We start from the raw sequence: 17,521 nt of genomic DNA, 5'->3' as shown, positions 1-17,521 counted from the left end.
GCGATCACTGGAATCATCGGTGGAATCACTGGTGGTGATCTAGGCAACAATCCTGTCACTGGCGTGATTCAAACTGGTATTGATGTACTCCAAGGTGTCGAAAGCCTGAAAACAGATATTATCAACACAGGTATTAGCACTGTAGGCGGTGCAATTGGTAGCGTACTTCCGGGTGTTCATCCAGTTACGGATCTGACCAATCTCGGTACCCTCACCTTTGAAACTTCTCGCGATACTGTAAACGGTACACTTGAAGCCATTTCTGATTTAGCAGGCGCTGATATTGGTGGTGCTGCGGGTGCTCTTACTGGCGTTGTCGGTACACTGATCACCAATGGTTCAACGGCTTCTGGTCTGGTTCAACATGCAGTTGGTGACCTCACTGATGTTGGTGGCTTGCTTGGTGGTATCACAGGCGGTATTGGCGGCGGTGAAGGTGGTCCTCTTGGTGCGATCACTGGCATCATCGGTGGAATCACTGGTGGCATCGGTGGTGGTGAAGGTGGCCCATTAGGCTCAATCACTGACATTATCGGCGGTATTACTGGTGGTATTGGCGGCGGCGAAGGTGGTCCTCTGGGTGCAATCACTGGAATCATCGGCGGAATTACTGGTGGCATCGGTGGTGGTGAAGGCGGTCCTTTAGGTTCGATCACTGACATTATCGGTGGTATTACTGGTGGTATTGATGGTGGCGAAGGCGGTCCTTTAGGTGCAATTACTGGAATCATTGGTGGTATTACTGGCGGTATCGGCGGTGGTGAAGGCGGGCCTCTTGGCGCGATCACTGGAATCATCGGTGGTATCACAGGCGGTGACCTTGGTAACAATCCTGTCACTGGCGTGATTCAAACTGGTATTGATGTACTGCAAGGTGTCGAAAGCCTGAAAACAGATATTATCAATACAGGTATTAGCACGGTCGGTGGTGCAATTGGTAGCGTACTTCCGGGTGTTCATCCAGTTACCGACCTGACTAATCTCGGTACCCTCACCTTTGAAACTTCTCGCGATACAGTAAACGGTACACTTGAAGCTATTTCTGACTTAGCAGGCGCTGATATTGGCGGTGCTGCGGGTTCTCTTACTGGTGTTGTCGGTACACTAATTACCAATGGTTCAACAGCTTCTGATCTGGTTCAACATGCAGTAGGTGACCTCACTGATGTTGGTGGATTGTTAGGTGGCATTACGGGCGGTATTGGCGGCGGTGAAGGCGGTCCTTTAGGCGCAATCACTGGCATCATCGGTGGCATTACTGGTGGTATCGGTGGTGGTGAAGGTGGTCCTTTAGGTTCAATTACTGACATTATCGGCGGCATCACTGGCGGTATCGGTGGTGGTGAAGGTGGCCCATTAGGTTCAATCACTGACATTATCGGAGGTATTACGGGTGGTATCGGTGGCGGTGAAGGTGGTCCTTTAGGCTCAATCACTGACATCATCGGTGGAATCACTGGCGGTATAGGTGGTGGTGAAGGCGGTCCTTTAGGCTCAATCACTGACATTATCGGCAGTATTACAGGCGGCATTGGCGGCGGCGTAAATAGCGGAGATATTATTTCTGGTATCGCTCAACCAATCCAGACCGTGATTAGTAGCGTAAATGTGGCTGTTGATACATTACAAGACCACGTGAGCACCCTCTTCGGTGATGGCTCGCTTGATAGCCTCAATAACCTCATTAGTATTAGTGCTGGAAATGGCGACTACAGTATCCATGGTAGCGTTGATGGAATTTTAGATGCGATTACAGGAACAGTTTCCTCAAGTTCAGGTATTGCGGTGGGTGAACCAAATCCAAATGGTGGTTCTTTAACCGACCTTGTATCGCTTCAATCTTCTTTAGGTAATTTAACTGATCATCTCTTCAGCTCAGTAAATCACTTCTAAACAAATCAAGAAAAAAGCCGCTATTATTAGCGGCTTTTTTATTTTTTAATAAAACAACCGCTCACTCCTAAAAAAACAGCTCATATAAAAACCCTAAATCCACTTAAATAAAATATAAATTCTAAAAAAATAATAAACATCCCCACAAAAGATTAAAATAATTCCATTTAAAAAACTCAAATAATCACTCCGCTATAGCGCTTGATAAAAACTATTCACTCTATTAAAAATCTACCTGTATTAAAGGCTTAAGCATTTTAATATTTTTAAATAACACAACAATGACACATCATCCCTAAGGGATGCTTTATAAACTTTTCAGGATGAAAAAATGAGAGTTACGGTTTTAATTGCCAGCATATTCACGATCATCACCAGTTCAGCATTTGCTGCTCCTCACATGTATGGTGAGATCGACGCCAGTGTTGATTATTTACCCGAAAAGAATGCCCATACAAAAAATAAAGATGTATGGAAAATCAACACGAATAGTTCCTTTGTCGGTCTTAAAGGTGAGGAAAAACTAACAGATCGTTTAGACGCAGTTTACTTAGTCGAATGGGCATTTAATGCTGATGGAGATGGTACCGATTGGTCACAACGGGATCGATATGTAGGTTTAAAAGATAAATATCTAGGTACGCTAAAAGTTGGCAAACATAATTCACCGTTAAAGAGACTTTCAAGCCCAGTAGATAGCTTTAACAACTATGTTCGTAATACCGCAGATGTCACTGGCATTATGCCTGGTGAAAACCGGATTAATAATTCGGTGTTATATGAATCACCTAAGTTTTCTGTAGGTCAGGATGCCAATGTTGAATTTATTGCCCTTCTGGCAACTGGAGAAGGCCAAGGTATCAAAAGCAGTCAAGGGGGCGTTACTGTTGACGGTAAAGGCTTAGGTGATGCGTGGTCAAGCTCTCTGACCTATACCAATCCATTTCTTGTCGCAGGTATTGCCTATGATAAGGCGATCCCAAGTAACTTTTTAGGGCAAGGTTTCCTGAACGCATCAGACACAAATATTAACATCGATGGTGTATTGGCTGCCGCAAACACAACACGCTTAATCACTCGTATTAAAGCAACCGACGACCTTGCTTTAAAAGCTTTGATCCAGAAATCTCAGATCGAAGAGGCAAAAGGGAATCAGGAAGGTGCAGCCAATATTGATGATTCAGTGGGCTGGCTTATCGGTACGGAATACAAGATTCCAAATCATGAAAAATGGAATGTGCAAGCCCAATACAGCACCAACAAAACCAGTTTTAAAGATCAATCTGCCGACTATACAGCCCAGCAAATCATGACAGGTGTCGGTTATTCATTTAGCAAGCAGGTAAGATCGTATGGCTATACAGGCTATGCACGCTTTAAACAGGCAAATCTAAAGGATAGTCAAACTCTTGTAGGCACAGGTTTAGAATTTAAGTTCTAAGTCCCTACATCGCTCAGAATTTATAATCATTAAAAGCCAGAAGTTATATTTCTGGCTTTTAAACTCATGAGCAAAATCCCCCCTTATGACAGGAAAAACCATTTTACTCATCAGATTAATCCATTAAAAAATTAAAACCGTTTAAATTCAGCAATCCGTACCTTCTACATCCATTTTTAAAAACACCTAACACTCCAAATAAATTAACAATATAGGAATATTTTAAAACCACACCATTGACTCATAAAATATAGTGCTAATCTCAATAATAACCAAGTCACACAATAGTAAAAATCTAAAACAGAGGTTAATGGACCACCTCCAAACTAAAATTCAATTATTAATAGAAATTCTAAACTCTTATTAAAAGCAGCACCATTAAATATGCATGAATTTGCATATCAATATAATTGTTTACGGAGAAACATTTAAAATGTTAAGAAAAATTTTATTCACAAGTACATTGATCACCTTAGGATTCGGTTTATCTGCATGTGATAAGAGCAAAGGCCAAGTCGGAGAACCCAAACGTCCTGAATGTATTGCCCCTGCTAAACCGGGTGGTGGCTTTGACCTGACTTGTAAACTGGCACAAAAAGCATTTAGAGAAACTGAACTTCTCAACTCTCCAATGCGAGTGACCTACATGCCAGGCGGTGTGGGTGCAGTGGCATATAACAAGATCGTCGCTAATGATCCAGCAAATGACAATGCTATTGTCGCATTCTCAACAGGCTCACTCCTTAATTTAGCCCAAGGCAAATTCGGACAATACACCGAAAAAGACGTACGCTGGCTCGCAGTGGTTGGTACAGACTACGGCGTTGTTGCTGTGAGTGCCGAATCACCCTACCAAAATCTTAATGACCTGATTCAGGCTCTTCAGAAAAATCCGAAATCGATTAGCTTTGGTGCGGGTGGCAGTGTTGGTGGTCAGGACTGGATGCAAACCGCAATGTTGGCGAAAGCCGCTGGCGTCAATCCGAAAGATATGACTTATATCGCGATGGAAGGTGGTGGTGAAGCCATTACTTCAGTTTTAGGCAATCATATTCAAGTCGTCAGTGCAGGCATTGCGGAGGTTATTCCTCATGTTAAATCAGGCAAGTTACGTGCTCTTGCAGTTTTTGCACCAGAACGACTCCCTAATTCCCTAGCAAATATCCCGACAGCAAAAGAACAAGGTTATGACATCCAGTGGCCTGTTGTACGAGGCTATTACGTTGGTCCAAAAGTGAGTGATGCAGCCTATCAATGGTGGAAAACAGCATTCGACAAAATGCTCACTGATCCAAAGTTCACTCAGACCCGCGAACAGTTTGATTTACTGCCATTTTCGATGACTGGCGCTGAGTTAGATCAATTCGTCTTACAACAAACCAATCAGTTAAGAGATCTCTCCAAAGAGTTCGAACTCATTACCAAATAATCCCGAAAACAATAAATAAAAGTATTTCAGCCTCTGGAGGTTTCTCTCGCTGAAACTCCAGTGTCCTGAAATGTATCTAAAAACCAGATCAGAAAAGGAATGATTATGCCCATAGAAAGAATTTTTTCAGGGATTTTAGGGATTGTGAGTCTTGGTCTGCTTTATTTATGCTGGAGCTATGTTGCACCCATTGCCTATGATCCATTAGGGCCAAGACCCTACCCCGCACTTCTATTATTACTATTAATTCTATGTTGTTTTTATCTCGTTATTCGGCCCAAGAAACTTGCAGAGTTACTTAACCTAGGGCTATCCCGAAGCATCTTAAAAAAAGTCGGTTTGCTCATGTTATTCATGCTGATTTACGCAACCACTTTTGAGCTTTTAGGTTTTCCTATCGCGACTGCCCTGATGTTTTTTCTGGTCGGCCCTCTTTTCGGTGGCAGCCTCAAGGCTTCACTTGTCACTGGCATTGTCTTTGGTTTCTTACTCTACGGACTATTTGATTATGTACTAGATGTCCCTCTGCCATTAGGCCTCTTTAATTAAAACGGGGAAGAATAAATGGATGTTTTTGAATATTTAATGTACGGTTTTCAGGTTGCACTGACCCCACAAAACTTATTTATTGCCCTTATTGGCGCATTTATCGGAACCATTGTCGGCTTATTACCCGGCTTAGGCCCGATTAACGGCGTGGCATTACTTTTACCCTTTGCCTACGCGCTTGGCCTACCTCCTGAAAGCGCACTGATTCTTCTCGCTTCGGTCTATTTAGGCTGTGAGTTTGGGGGACGAATTTCAGCAATTCTGATCAATGTGCCAGGTGATGCGGCAGCCATTATGTCAACGCTTGATGGTTATCCACTTGCTAAACAGGGTAAAGCTGGTATTGCATTATCATTGTCAGCCATGAGCTCATTTATCGGAAGTATCATTGCCATTGTTGGGATTATTTTATTCGCACCACTCTTGGCAAAATGGGCGATTGTGTTTGGCCCCGCCGAATATTTTGTTCTGATGGTATTTGCACTCACCTGCTTAAGTGGTTTAGTCAGTGATCAACCTGTAAAAACAGCAATCTCCGCTTTAATTGGTTTATTACTCGCGACAGTGGGCGTAGATGCCGTAACAGGTGTATATCGCTTCACTTTTAACTCTGTCAGTTTAAGTGATGGAATTCAATTTACCACGATCGTGATTGGTTTCTTCAGTATCAGTGAAATCCTGATCATGCTGGAACAAACGGCGATTGGGCAAAAAGCGTTAGGACAAGGTAAGCGTAGTCTATTCAATTTAAAGGAATTTACTTTTACACTCGGCTCTACCCTTCGCAGTTCTTTTCTAGGCTTTATTATTGGTATTTTACCCGGTGCAGGTGCCACGATTGCCAGTGCTTTAGCCTATACCAGTGAACGCAAGCTGGCAGGTAAAGACAGTAAATTTGGTGAAGGAGATTTACGCGGAATTGCTGCGCCAGAAGCTGCGAATAATGCCTCAGCATGTGGCTCGTTTATTCCAATGTTGACTTTGGGCGTGCCTGGTTCTGGAACGACAGCGGTCATGATGGGCGCTTTAACTTTATATAATATTACGCCGGGTCCACAACTCTTTACCGAGCAACCAACGATTGTGTGGGGACTTATTGCTTCGCTCTTTATTGCCAGTGCCCTGCTCCTATTTATGAACATTTCACTGGTTCGCTACTTTGCCAAGCTCCTGAGTGTTCCACATTTCATTTTACTACCCGCCATTGCAGCGGTAAGTTTTGTTGGAGTATATGCCATCCACAGTACGATATTCGACCTGATTTTAATGGTCGTACTCGGTATCTTTGGTTATATTTTACGTAAGCTCAACTTTCCGCTTTCGGCATTAATCCTTGGCTTTGTACTGGGTGGATTGATGGAGTCCAGTTTACGTCGTGCTCTTTCTATTTCACATGGTGAATTATTTATTCTCTTTGATGGTTATATCACGAAGGTGTTATGGATCATGGCAGGTATCATGATTGTGTTGCCACTGATTCGCTGGTTACGTAGCAAACGTCAAAGATCTTAATTGCATGGCCAATAGCAATCATGTATTGCTATTGGCACCTTTGCTTTGGTTTATTCACTTATTTTCGGTGGCTTGAATGATGTACCTCAAGTATGCGTTGAGTCTAGCGGTTGCCTTTTTAGGTACCCACTTGGCGGAATGGTTACATCTGCCACTTCCATGGCTACTTGGGCCTTTATTCATTACCGCATTTCTTAAAATGAATCATGCGCCGATCGAATGCCATCACAGCGCACGTAATATCGGCTTGTCGATTTTAGGACTAACGCTGGGTCTCTATTTTACTCCTCAAATGATTCAACTGATTGCAATGCAGTGGCCTCTTCTGCTTGGCGGGCTACTCTTTGCCTTATTCTTGGGTGCAATCGGCTCTGCCATATTGTATCGCTGGGGAAATGTTGACTTTAAAACTGCTTGGTTTGCTTCCGCAATCGGTGGTGCAAATGAAATGTCTAACTTGGCTGAGCATTATCAAGCCCGCGTCGATAAAGTTGCCTCTGCCCATACCTTACGTGTATTAATGGTGGTGGTCATCGTTCCATTTTTTTATCAATTTATGGGATGGCATGGCCTTGATCACAGTACGCTTCATCGTCATGGCGAAGTGAATTGGTATGGTCTTGCCCTGTTAGCAAGTTTGGCTTACTTTGCCAGCCGTCTTTTTAAATATTACAAGCTGCCAAACCCTTGGACCTTTGGGGCACTACTGGTTGCAATTCTATTTACTACACAAGATATTCACCTGTCGGCGATGCCAACATCTATTTTACATCTAGGCCAAGTCTTACTGGGCTGGTCTTTAGGCAATAAATTTAAGCCAGGATTTTTCAAAACTGCACCGCATTATCTCAGTATTGTGGCCCTAAGCAATCTAGGCGCTATTCTGTTCGCTGGTTGGCTTGCCTACGGCCTCACCTTCTGGACAGAGATTCCCTTACCCACACTTGGTTTAGGTCTTGCCCCAGGTGGTGTTGCTGAAATGGCATTAACCGCCAATGTGTTACAGCTCGGCGTGCCTATGGTGACCGCATTTCATGTGATCCGTATGGTGGGTGTGCTTGGGACAGTGGGTTATCTTTATCAAATTTTAGAAAAACATGAACATAAATTTCAACTTAAGTAGTTGAATAAAAATAATAAAACTAGTGCTTTCTAAATAAGTTAAATATGTAAAAACACAAAATTCAGGCACAAAAAAACCGCAGTTAAGCGGTTTCTTCTATTTAAGTTGGTGCGCTCAGAGAGATTCGAACTCCCGACCCCTTAGTTCGTAGCCAAGTGCTCTATCCAGCTGAGCTATGAGCGCATTACTTAGGTTGCCAATAATGGCATGTGTTACTTTAAATCTTTACTTGGTGCGCTCAGAGAGATTCGAACTCCCGACCCCTTAGTTCGTAGCCAAGTGCTCTATCCAGCTGAGCTATGAGCGCCTTAAGTAAAGTGGCGGTGAGAGAGGGATTCGAACCCTCGATACAGTTACCCGTATGCATCCTTAGCAGGGATGTGGTTTCAGCCACTCACCCATCTCACCGTAACACGAGCGCAATAATACAAACTAAAACCACATTACACAAGGGATGTTCCTATTTTTTTCCACTATTTCAGCTCAATCAAATACTTTTTAATCAATTTACGCATTTTTTCAGCATTTTTTAGTTCTACGCTTGTTAATATAGTGTTCTCTCCTTTATTCAGATCGGAGCGATAAACAGAATCTTGCAATCTTTGACGTGCAGTTAGAGTTTGAATGACTTATGCTAAACCGATCTGCCAGATGTGAAATGAAACGATATGACTAAAAATTGGGCTGATCCCGAAGCAAAAGCAGAAGCGCAACGTTACGATAATCCTATTCCTAGCCGAACTCTTATTTTAACTACATTAGAACAATTAAAAACTGCACAGTCTCATGCAGAGCTGGTTGACCACTTTAATATCCCAGATCAAAAAAGTATTGATGCATTAAACCATCGTTTAAGCGCAATGGTGCGTGATGGGCAATTAATGAAGGATGGTTTCAAATACCAGCCTGCAACAGATTTACCGAGCCATGAAGCAACGGTCTATATCAATAGTAAAGGACTGGGCACCGCCAATATTGCTGGTCAGGATGATGTTCTTCTGCCTGAACGAGAGTTACGTCTGGTCTTTAATGGTGATCGCGTTAAAGTACGCCAAACGTCTGTTGACCGTAAAGGCAAAGCTTGGGGTTTTATTACCGAAGTGGTACAACGCCGCGTTAAGCAGATTATTGGTAAAGTCTCTGAGCATGACGGTGAATACTTCATTCAACCCAGCAATCCAAACCAGCATCAACCGATTACCTTAGAAAAAGAATTGATTGAACATGCCAATGCCAAAGTTGGTGATATGTTGCGTGTTGCCATTGATGACTATCCGACCCGTGAAGAACTGGCGACAGGTCATGTGGTTCAATCCATGGCAGACAAAGCAGATACGGAAATCATCATTCCGCAAACCATTTTAGAATTTGGTTTGCCTTATGAATTTCCAGATGCTGTGATTAAAGAAGCAGAAAGCTTTAAAGAGCCTTCTGAGCAGGATCGTCAAGGTCGTGTTGATTTACGTGATCTGCCATTGGTTACAATTGATGGTGAAGATGCACGTGACTTTGATGATGCGGTCTTTGCTGAAAAACGCCCAGGCGGTGGTTACCGCGTTGTCGTCGCCATTGCAGATGTCAGCCATTATGTTCGTTTAGATTCTCCGTTAAATGAAGAAGCGGAAGATCGTGGAACATCGGTGTATTTCCCGCACTTCGTGTTACCAATGCTGCCAGAGGCATTATCCAATGGCTTATGTTCTTTAAATCCACATGTTGACCGCCTATGTATGGTCTGTGATTTAAAACTTTCTCGTGCAGGTAAAGTCACAGGTTATGAATTCTACCCTGCGGTGATGCATTCTAAAGCGCGTTTGACCTACACCCAAGTCGGTCAATATTTTGAAGGCACAACGGATGCTATCCCTGAAGATAAGACCATTCATAAATCGCTGAACACCTTATTCCAGCTTTATCAAACCTTAAAAGGCCTTCGTGCTGAACGTCATGCAATGGAATTTGAAACCATTGAAACCTACATGACCTTTGATGAGTTAGGTGGAATCAAGGAAATCTTGCCACGTACACGTAATGATGCACATAAGCTGATTGAAGAATGTATGTTACTGGCAAACGTTGCAGCAGCTGAATATGCTCTAGAGCATGATATTCCAATGCTTTATCGTGTGCATGAAGCACCTGAATTCTCACGTATTCAAAAAGTCCGTGACTTTGTGAAATTACTCGGCTTGCCATTCCCTGAGCAGCCAACCCAAGCCGATTACCAAGCCGTGATTGAAGCGACCAAAGATCGTTTAGATGCACCAAGTATTCATGCAGTGTTATTACGCTCAATGATGCAAGCATATTATGGCGCGAAGAACGCGGGACATTACGGTCTTGCTTATGAAGCGTATACACACTTTACTTCGCCAATTCGTCGTTATCCTGATTTATTGTTACATCGTGCGATTAAGGCTTATCTTGATAAGAAACCTTACCCGCTTTCAGGTGCAGCATTAGATGATGCGGGTGAGCATTTCTCACAAACCGAACGTCGTGCCGATGAAGCTTCACGTAGTGTGACAACATGGTTGAAATGCCATTATATGCAACAGCATTTAGGCGATGAGTTTGTTGGTATCATTAGTGCCGTGACTGAGTTCGGCCTATTCGTCACCCTCAAAGATCTTTATGTTGATGGCATGATTCATGTCAGCCAATTGGGTGAAGACTTCTTCCTGTATGATCAAGCCAGCCAAAGCTTAATCGGTCAGAATCGTGGTCAATCATTTAGCCTCGGTGATGAAGTCAAGATTCAAGTGGCAGGTGTAAATCTGGAAGAACGTAAAATTGATTTCCAGTTGGTTCAACAATTAACGCACTTAGGTCGTGTGATTCGCCAGAAAGCCCCTCGTACTGCGAATCCTTCTAGCTCAAATCGTGCTTCAACAACTGAAGAAGTATTTGGCAAACCCGCATCTACGAAGTCTAAAGTGAGTGAAGACGGCGAAAAGCCTGTGCGTAAGAAAAAGGATAAGAACAAACCAAGTTCTTATAGCAAAAAGCCAGCTAAAAAAGCAGCTGCTAAGCCTGAAACGAAAGAAAAGGCCAAAAAGAAAGTGAAAAAGAAAAAGTCGAATGCGAAAGCAAAGGCTGAGTAATTGATAAAAGATAAGGGAGCTTCGGCTCTCTTATTTTTTGTTATAGAATGAATAGATAGACTATTTTTGAATATAAATAAAATCCTAATGCCTCATTACCGCATCACCAAATATTATTATCATTATTACGTTTATATACTCTTTTTCTTTTTCACAATCTGTGCCGCTATATCTATATTTTGGAGTGATTTTTCACCTAGTTCTACTAGTAGAAATTGTCGCCTTGATCATTTCTTGTTTTCTCTATGCTTTACTCCTCATTTATTTTCTCTACCTGAAAAAGAAACAGGAATGGGTAATTCCTAGACAATGGGAGAAAGTACAAAAACAACCTAAACATTATGCTTTATTTATTTTCCCTTTATTCATTATTCCCATACTCTGGCTCAACTTGGCGGGTACGCTTCCAATGATCTGGACGTATACCACTGGAGATTCGGAAAGGATAGAGGCATCAGCGATTGCCGAAAAAAAGCACACGAGACATGGAAATATCTATTTTTTTAAAACAGCTTATTCCGACATACCGATCTTTAGAATGACATTGACTGAATATCAAGCGTATAAAAACCATCAACTCAAATTGAAGTTATCGACACGTCAAAGTTATTTTGGCACATATGTACTGTCGATTGATGAAATCCAAGTCGCAACGCAAAACCCAACGAATAAATAATCAATCAACCTTGATTTCTCCCTCGCTAAGCCCTACATCTATAACTATGTTTAAAGATGATATGGCAAAAATACAATGACACTACAGCAAGCGACACTTCCCGTTCCTCAGTTTGATCGCATTCAACTTGCCGAATTAAAACAACAGATCGAACAGACGATTCAAAATGGTCAGAACTTCTTAAATCAACTCAATGAAGTTCCTCAAGGCACAGAAGCCCAACTTGCAACATTGACCGAAGTCGATCAACTTGAAAATAACATGAGTGAGTCATGGGGCATTTTGTCGCATCTGAATGCGGTTATGAACAATGCCGAAACCCGTGAGGTTTACCAAGCACTTTTACCAAGTTTGAGCGAATATTATACCCAATTGGGCCAACATACACCGTTGTATCAAACTTATCAGCAGATTCACGATAGCGCTGCATTTCAGGCACTTAGCGAAGCGCAACAAAGCGCCATTAAACTGGCTTTACGTGACTTTAAACTGTCTGGTGTTGCACTCGAAGGTGAAGCGAAAAAACGTTATGCAGAAATCTCGGCACGTTTGTCTCAGTTATCTTCAGACTTCTCAAATCACGTGCTCGATGCAACCCAAGCCTACTTCAAGCCATTAATAGAAGATCAGCTCAAAGGCTTACCACAAAGCAGTATCGAACTATTAAAGCAATACGGACAACAACGCGAGCTAGAGCAAGCCGTTGCCACACTCGACTTCCCTGCTTATTTTGCGATTATGACCTATGCAGATGATCGCGAATTAAGAGAAGAACTCTACAAAGCTTATGTCACCCGTGCATCTGAGCAGTCCGACAAGACTGAGTTTGATAACACACCTGTGATGGAAGAAATCCTGAGCTTACGTCAGGAAATGGCACAACTGCTAGGTTTCAATAATTTCGCTGAATATTCACTTGCCAGTAAAATGGCACCAGATGTCGAGACTGTCGATAAATTTCTGGTCGATCTGGCAGAACATGCACGCACCCCAGCACTGGCTGAAATTGCAGAGCTCAAGGCCATTGCACAGCAAGATGGCATTGAAGAACTCAAACCGTGGGATGCAACCTATTATTCTGAAAAGTTAAAACAACAACAGTTCAACCTTTCTCAAGAAGCGCTTAAACCATATTTCCCAGCACCAAAAGTGGTACACGGTTTATTCCAGATCGTACAACGTCTTTACGGTATCCAGATCGTCGAACGTCAGGCACCCGTGTGGCAAAATGATGTGCGCTATTTTGAAATTGAAGATCAAGGCCAAGTGGTGGGTGGTTTCTACTTCGATTTATATGCCCGCAATGGCAAACGAGGTGGTGCATGGATGAGCGGTTTCCGTTCACGTGTGCAAACGGCAAATGGCCTGCAAAAACCGATTTGCTACATGGTCTGTAACTTTACTCCACCGATTGGCGATCAACCTGCCCTGCTGACCCACGATGAAGTGATTACCTTATTCCATGAGTTTGGACACGGCTTACATCACATGCTCACTGAAGTAGATAACATCTCGGTTGCAGGTACACACGGCGTGGCGTGGGATGCAGTTGAATTACCAAGTCAGTTCATGGAGTTCTGGGCATGGGATAATGAAAGTCTGGATGTCCTGAGTGAACATACCGAAACCAAACAAACCCTGCCACAAGAACTGCTATCAGCGTTATTGAATGCACGTTTCTTCCAATCTGGTATGCAAACCCTGCGTCAGATTGAATTTGCATTGTTTGACCTGACGATCCATCGTCAAGCACCAGCATTAAACAGCCAGCAGATTCAGGAAACGCTGGACGAAATTCGCAATAAGTTTGCCGTTGCTCCAACTGTTCCATACAACCGTTTCCAGCACAGTTTCAGTCATATTTTCGCGGGTGGCTACGCTGCGGGCTACTACTCATATAAATGGGCCGAAGTTTTAGCAAGTGATGCCTTTGACCGTTTCGAAAGCGAAGGTATTTTTAATACTGAGACTGGAAAAGAGTTTAGAAAGTTTATTCTAGCAGTTGGCGGAAAAGATACAGCACTTGATGCGTTTCGCAATTTCCGAAAAAGAGAGCCTAAAATAGATGCGTTATTACGTCATCAAGGTTGGACGAACACAGATAAAACCGCTTAAACTATGTCATTATTATTCACAGGGTGTAATTAACTGACATGAAAAGACAATTCATCGCGGGTGCAAAATGTCCCAAATGTGGAGCGTTAGATCGTGTGGTTAAGATCATCACTGTGGATGACGAGTGGATTGAATGTATCGACTGTGCTTATAGCGAGAAGCGCCCAACCCACGTGGAAGAGCAACAACCCGCTGAGCCAGATGAAATTGGGGTGATACAGTTCAAACCTCGTCATTTTGACTAGAAAGGTTAAAAATGATGTCCACATATCCAACTGAAAATTCCAGATTATTATGGATGATAATCGGTGGAATAAGTGTTGTTGTGGTTCTGTTCCTTGCTGTCCAATGGTTTTTAGCACAAAAAGATCAGCAATCGACAACAACGCCAACACAACCTGTTGCAGCTCAAACCACTGTTACAAGCTCTCAACCAGACACGACGGTCAGCAATGAAACAGTGACTGCGGAAAATAAGCCTGTTGAACCAATTAAGCTGGTTGAAGAATCGATTATTAAAGCGCCTCTTCCGACCAATGACAGTCTAGCCAAAGAAGAAATTGCAAAACTGGATGATATTCACCTGCAACTTCAAGACCAGCAACATGAGCTTAAGCAGCAACATGAAGATGTTGATCAAATGCTTAAACTAAAGGAAGAGCAGATCAAGTTATTAGAGGCGCAACTCGCTGCCCAGAATCACTCTTAAAACAGAAAAAGCTTTAACCTTCGTTAAAGCTTTTTTATTGCCGAACGATTTAATCTAAAATTTGTTCAGAACGAGATTTCAACTGAAGCGGTTTTTGAATCGTTTGTGCAATCAAGATTCCCAGCAAAGTCAAACCACCACCAATATAATGGAACATTTGCAAATGTTCTCCGAGTAGAGCCACTGCAATCAATGCGGTAAATAAAGGCAATAAGTTCATAAAAATACTGTTGCGATTCGGCCCTAAATGCCTGACCCCTTCAATCCATAAATAAGACAGCAATACCGATGAGAAAATGCTGGCATACACAATCAACGGAATAGTTTGCTGATTCAGTTGTATATCTTGGGCGGGTAAAAACACAAAGAATGGCAATACATATAAAATCGCAAAGCTAGATTGTACGAAATTAGATTGCCAAGCAGGAATCGGCATTTTCCAGCGTTTTAACAACACTCCATATAAAGCATAGCCTGCTGCTGCAATCAGCATTAAGCCATCGCCGAGATGTACACCCTGCCCCCATATATTGCGAATACTACCGTGACCCAATAAATATAAAATGCCATAAAAAGAAAGTGCGCCACCGAATAACATGCCATAGCTGATTCTGTCTTTGAGCATCACGCTACTCAAGATCATGGTGAGTAATGGAATCAAGGCGGTGACAATCGCCATATTGGTTGCGGTGGTCGTCGACGCGGCCTGATACGACAAGAATTGGAACAGTGACACTGACAAGAAACCGCCCAATGCCAATTGCTTCCAGTATTGCCTGATGGTGTGCTGGTTTTTCCAGACAGGAATCAGAACAAACGTACTCATCACGGCGAGCGCCAGTACCAGTCGATAAAAAGTAATCGCCACAGGAGAAATGGCATGACTCGCCATTTTGGAAACAACAACATTGCCAGCCCAAAATAAAATAGCGAACAATGGATAAAAATAAGCTTTCTGAAACATAATCTAAACCTGTACATTGCCGTACAGATCATGCTAAAAAATAATCAACTTATAGTTTCTCGATAAAAAGACGATAACTATCGTAAAAAGGACAATTTATTTCAGGTTTAGCTCAGCATGGGGAAAAACTTTAAACATGGCTTCTTGGATTATCCAGTCTATGCCTTCTCGGAGAATTATCCGCATGGCCATATTGAAGACTGGCATAGTCATGACCGTATCCAGCTGATTCATACCCTGACAGGTGTGATCCGTGTCCAGACCCATGAAGGAATCTGGATTATTCCACCTGGACGTGGTGTGTGGATTCCCGCACACAAACCCCATGCCCTGTTAAGTAGTGGTGATGTCAGAGCACGGGGCGTATTTATTGAAAATACCACGCAGCACGATATACAAAATGAATGCCGTGTAGTCGCAATTCCTGCCCTATTAAAGGAGTTAATGAGCAGCGCGATGGACATCCAAAACGAGATTCAACCTGAGAGCCGCAATGAAAGATTATTGCAACTCATTCTGGATGAAGTCCGTTTGTTACCTGCACTGGCTTTTAATTTACCTGATCCACAAAGCCCGAAGCTTCAGCAGCTCTGTCAGAGAATTAAAGAAAATCTGGCTTTGGAATGGAGTCTGGAAGAGAGTGCCCAACAATTACATATCAGCAGTAAAACACTGGCACGTCATTTTCAAAAAGAAACGGGCTTACATTTTTCTCACTGGGTTCGACAGGCAAAACTGATGCAAGCCATGATTGATCTCGCCATGAATAAGCCCGTACTCAATGTTGCCTTAGATTTGGGATATGAAAGTCCCAGTGCCTTTAGTGCCATGTTTAAACGCGAAACCAGCATGACACCCAGTGATTATCTAAAACAATTTTCCAGCCCTACACTTTGAATGTTGGCATTAGTTCAAGTCTATTGGCCTCTATGGCATTTTTGACTGTTCGCGCCCTCACTCAAACCGAACCACCTGAACGCATCGTGTTTTATTTCTGCCTAATCGGCTCTTTGCTTTCGGTGATCCCGATGTTATGGGTTTGGCGACCTTACCCCTATATGAATTATTTTTCCTGATCTCAGCAGGTGTATTGGCCAATGTCAGCCAGATTTTTATGTCTCATGCCTATCGTCTAGCACCAGCTGGACAGATTGCACCTGTCAATTATATTGCGATTATCTTCGCGGGCATTTGGGGATTTTTGCTCTGGAATGAAGTACCTGATTTATACAGTGTGATTGGCTTCGGTATTATTTTATTGGCAATTTTATTATGCAGCCTGCTGATCTAAAGGATAAAACGATCTAAATAGCCAATCACTTCTATATCAAAACTCACCAATAAAGGCACCACTATTATTTTATTGAGCCTTTTGATAAATTGTGCGGCTTTATAACAACTGGAAATATCAAGTGAATAAAATATTTTTAACCTCATTCATCGGGGCATTTTTACTTCTTTCTGGATGCTCAACCACAATGCCTATTCATTATATTGCTTCTCCATCTATTCGAGGACAAGGAGATATTGGTGTGGGCGTATTCAAATATATCCCCGCTGAGAAAGGTTTGGTTAAACAAAATGAATTTCAAAAACCAACAGCAGCAATTGGTAGCATGTATATGTCTGATAAAGCAGATGTATTGTTAAAATCATCCTTAACTAAAGAATTAATTGCTGCTGGATTCAACCCAAACCAAGATGCAGATCTCAAAATCTCAGGAGATATTCAAAAATTTGAATATAATTGGATTGGCTTTGTAGAAGTAGACTTTTATTTAGATATTGAATATTTAGTCACAAAGAATGGAAAAATAATTTATAAAAATACTATTAAAACCCATAAAGCAGCTCCCAAAACAGCAGGAGGCACGGATTCTGAAGCTGTACGCTCAGCGATTTCTTCGAATATTGGAGACCTTTTACAAGATTTAAGAAGTCAGAAAATTATCTAAAAATAGTTTTATTTAAATCTCTATTTATTTAGTAATAAAAAAGCACCCGTA

12 protein-coding genes, 3 tRNA genes and 3 pseudogenes are annotated in these 17,521 nt (G+C 42.3%); 14 read left to right on the top strand and 4 right to left on the bottom strand.

Annotation, left to right across the window (positions count from 1 at the left end):
* From AWW72_RS19405 to AWW72_RS05380, 6 genes and pseudogenes are all read left to right on the top strand, one after another.
* Positions 1 to 1,893 (top strand): annotated as a pseudogene (locus tag AWW72_RS19405) (beta strand repeat-containing protein); the annotation flags it as partial.
* Between the two features lie 331 nt (positions 1,894 to 2,224).
* Positions 2,225 to 3,334, top strand: a complete 1,110-nt coding sequence (locus tag AWW72_RS05400) for a porin (RefSeq protein WP_062846643.1) — start codon at positions 2,225 to 2,227, stop codon at positions 3,332 to 3,334.
* A gap of 433 nt (positions 3,335 to 3,767) precedes the next feature.
* A complete protein-coding gene (locus AWW72_RS05395; protein ID WP_062846642.1) occupies positions 3,768 to 4,763 on the top strand; it encodes a tripartite tricarboxylate transporter substrate binding protein in 996 nt (331 codons plus the stop codon).
* Positions 4,764 to 4,868: 105 nt separating this feature from the next.
* Complete coding sequence (locus AWW72_RS05390) at positions 4,869 to 5,312, top strand: tripartite tricarboxylate transporter TctB family protein (protein ID WP_062846641.1); 444 nt, start codon at positions 4,869 to 4,871, stop codon at positions 5,310 to 5,312.
* A 15-nt stretch (positions 5,313 to 5,327) separates the two neighbouring features.
* The gene (locus AWW72_RS05385; protein WP_005259783.1) at positions 5,328 to 6,824 is read left to right on the top strand and encodes a tripartite tricarboxylate transporter permease; all 1,497 of its coding nucleotides are present in this window, start codon (positions 5,328 to 5,330) and stop codon (positions 6,822 to 6,824) included.
* A gap of 76 nt (positions 6,825 to 6,900) precedes the next feature.
* Positions 6,901 to 7,947: an AbrB family transcriptional regulator gene (locus AWW72_RS05380; protein WP_062846640.1), complete on the top strand. Its 1,047-nt coding sequence runs from the start codon at positions 6,901 to 6,903 to the stop codon at positions 7,945 to 7,947.
* 106 nt (positions 7,948 to 8,053) lie between these two features.
* On the opposite strand, the gene AWW72_RS05375 is transcribed toward AWW72_RS05380, so the two are convergent.
* The 3 genes from AWW72_RS05375 to AWW72_RS05365 all read right to left on the bottom strand — a co-directional run bounded on the left by AWW72_RS05375 (position 8,054) and on the right by AWW72_RS05365 (position 8,355).
* Positions 8,054 to 8,130 (bottom strand) — tRNA-Arg (locus AWW72_RS05375).
* A gap of 47 nt (positions 8,131 to 8,177) precedes the next feature.
* Positions 8,178 to 8,254, bottom strand: a tRNA-Arg gene (locus AWW72_RS05370).
* Positions 8,255 to 8,265: 11 nt separating this feature from the next.
* A tRNA-Ser gene (locus AWW72_RS05365) sits at positions 8,266 to 8,355 on the bottom strand.
* 260 nt (positions 8,356 to 8,615) lie between these two features.
* Here AWW72_RS05365 and rnr point away from each other — a divergent pair.
* The 5 genes and pseudogenes from rnr to AWW72_RS05340 all read left to right on the top strand — a co-directional run bounded on the left by rnr (position 8,616) and on the right by AWW72_RS05340 (position 14,551).
* Positions 8,616 to 11,051, top strand: a complete 2,436-nt coding sequence (rnr, locus tag AWW72_RS05360; RefSeq protein ID WP_062846639.1) for a ribonuclease R — start codon at positions 8,616 to 8,618, stop codon at positions 11,049 to 11,051.
* An 87-nt stretch (positions 11,052 to 11,138) separates the two neighbouring features.
* Positions 11,139 to 11,727, top strand: a pseudogene (locus tag AWW72_RS05355) (hypothetical protein).
* 75 nt (positions 11,728 to 11,802) lie between these two features.
* A complete protein-coding gene (locus tag AWW72_RS05350; RefSeq protein ID WP_062846638.1) occupies positions 11,803 to 13,842 on the top strand; it encodes a M3 family metallopeptidase in 2,040 nt (679 codons plus the stop codon).
* A gap of 38 nt (positions 13,843 to 13,880) precedes the next feature.
* Positions 13,881 to 14,087 (top strand): YheV family putative metal-binding protein, encoded by a 207-nt coding sequence (locus AWW72_RS05345; RefSeq protein WP_004775846.1) that lies wholly within the window; start codon positions 13,881 to 13,883, stop codon positions 14,085 to 14,087.
* Between the two features lie 11 nt (positions 14,088 to 14,098).
* Entirely contained in the window at positions 14,099 to 14,551 is a 453-nt protein-coding gene (locus AWW72_RS05340; RefSeq protein ID WP_062846637.1) for a hypothetical protein, read from the top strand.
* Positions 14,552 to 14,600: 49 nt separating this feature from the next.
* Here AWW72_RS05340 and AWW72_RS05335 read toward each other — a convergent pair whose 3' ends face one another.
* Positions 14,601 to 15,515, bottom strand: coding sequence for a DMT family transporter (locus tag AWW72_RS05335; RefSeq protein ID WP_062846636.1), 915 nt, complete (start codon positions 15,513 to 15,515; stop codon positions 14,601 to 14,603).
* Positions 15,516 to 15,632: 117 nt separating this feature from the next.
* On the opposite strand from AWW72_RS05335, the gene AWW72_RS05330 reads away from it, so the two are divergent.
* The 3 genes and pseudogenes from AWW72_RS05330 (at position 15,633) to AWW72_RS05320 (ending at position 17,470) form a co-directional block, all read left to right on the top strand.
* Positions 15,633 to 16,412 (top strand): AraC family transcriptional regulator, encoded by a 780-nt coding sequence (locus tag AWW72_RS05330; protein ID WP_062846635.1) that lies wholly within the window; start codon positions 15,633 to 15,635, stop codon positions 16,410 to 16,412.
* 2 nt (positions 16,413 to 16,414) lie between these two features.
* Positions 16,415 to 16,806 (top strand): annotated as a pseudogene (locus AWW72_RS05325) (EamA family transporter); the annotation flags it as partial.
* A 121-nt stretch (positions 16,807 to 16,927) separates the two neighbouring features.
* Positions 16,928 to 17,470, top strand: coding sequence for a hypothetical protein (locus AWW72_RS05320; RefSeq protein ID WP_062846634.1), 543 nt, complete (start codon positions 16,928 to 16,930; stop codon positions 17,468 to 17,470).
* Positions 17,471 to 17,521: the final 51 nt, after the last annotated feature.

The sequence above is a fragment of the Acinetobacter sp. NRRL B-65365 genome (assembly GCF_001605865.1).
Lineage (GTDB): Bacteria > Pseudomonadota > Gammaproteobacteria > Pseudomonadales > Moraxellaceae > Acinetobacter > Acinetobacter vivianii.
Note: the sequence above shows the minus strand (reverse complement) of the source record. Positions and strands in the feature narration are given on the sequence as shown.

Coding starts and splice junctions, on each gene's coding strand:
- AWW72_RS05340 (WP_062846637.1), top strand. CDS start 14,099: ATGATGTCCACATATCCAACTGAAAATTCCAGATTATTATGGATGATA.
- rnr (WP_062846639.1), top strand. CDS start 8,616: ATGACTAAAAATTGGGCTGATCCCGAAGCAAAAGCAGAAGCGCAACGT.
- AWW72_RS05330 (WP_062846635.1), top strand. CDS start 15,633: ATGGGGAAAAACTTTAAACATGGCTTCTTGGATTATCCAGTCTATGCC.
- AWW72_RS05390 (WP_062846641.1), top strand. CDS start 4,869: ATGCCCATAGAAAGAATTTTTTCAGGGATTTTAGGGATTGTGAGTCTT.
- AWW72_RS05345 (WP_004775846.1), top strand. CDS start 13,881: ATGAAAAGACAATTCATCGCGGGTGCAAAATGTCCCAAATGTGGAGCG.
- AWW72_RS05385 (WP_005259783.1), top strand. CDS start 5,328: ATGGATGTTTTTGAATATTTAATGTACGGTTTTCAGGTTGCACTGACC.
- AWW72_RS05380 (WP_062846640.1), top strand. CDS start 6,901: ATGATGTACCTCAAGTATGCGTTGAGTCTAGCGGTTGCCTTTTTAGGT.
- AWW72_RS05350 (WP_062846638.1), top strand. CDS start 11,803: ATGACACTACAGCAAGCGACACTTCCCGTTCCTCAGTTTGATCGCATT.
- AWW72_RS05400 (WP_062846643.1), top strand. CDS start 2,225: ATGAGAGTTACGGTTTTAATTGCCAGCATATTCACGATCATCACCAGT.
- AWW72_RS05395 (WP_062846642.1), top strand. CDS start 3,768: ATGTTAAGAAAAATTTTATTCACAAGTACATTGATCACCTTAGGATTC.
- AWW72_RS05335 (WP_062846636.1), bottom strand. CDS start 15,515: ATGTTTCAGAAAGCTTATTTTTATCCATTGTTCGCTATTTTATTTTGG.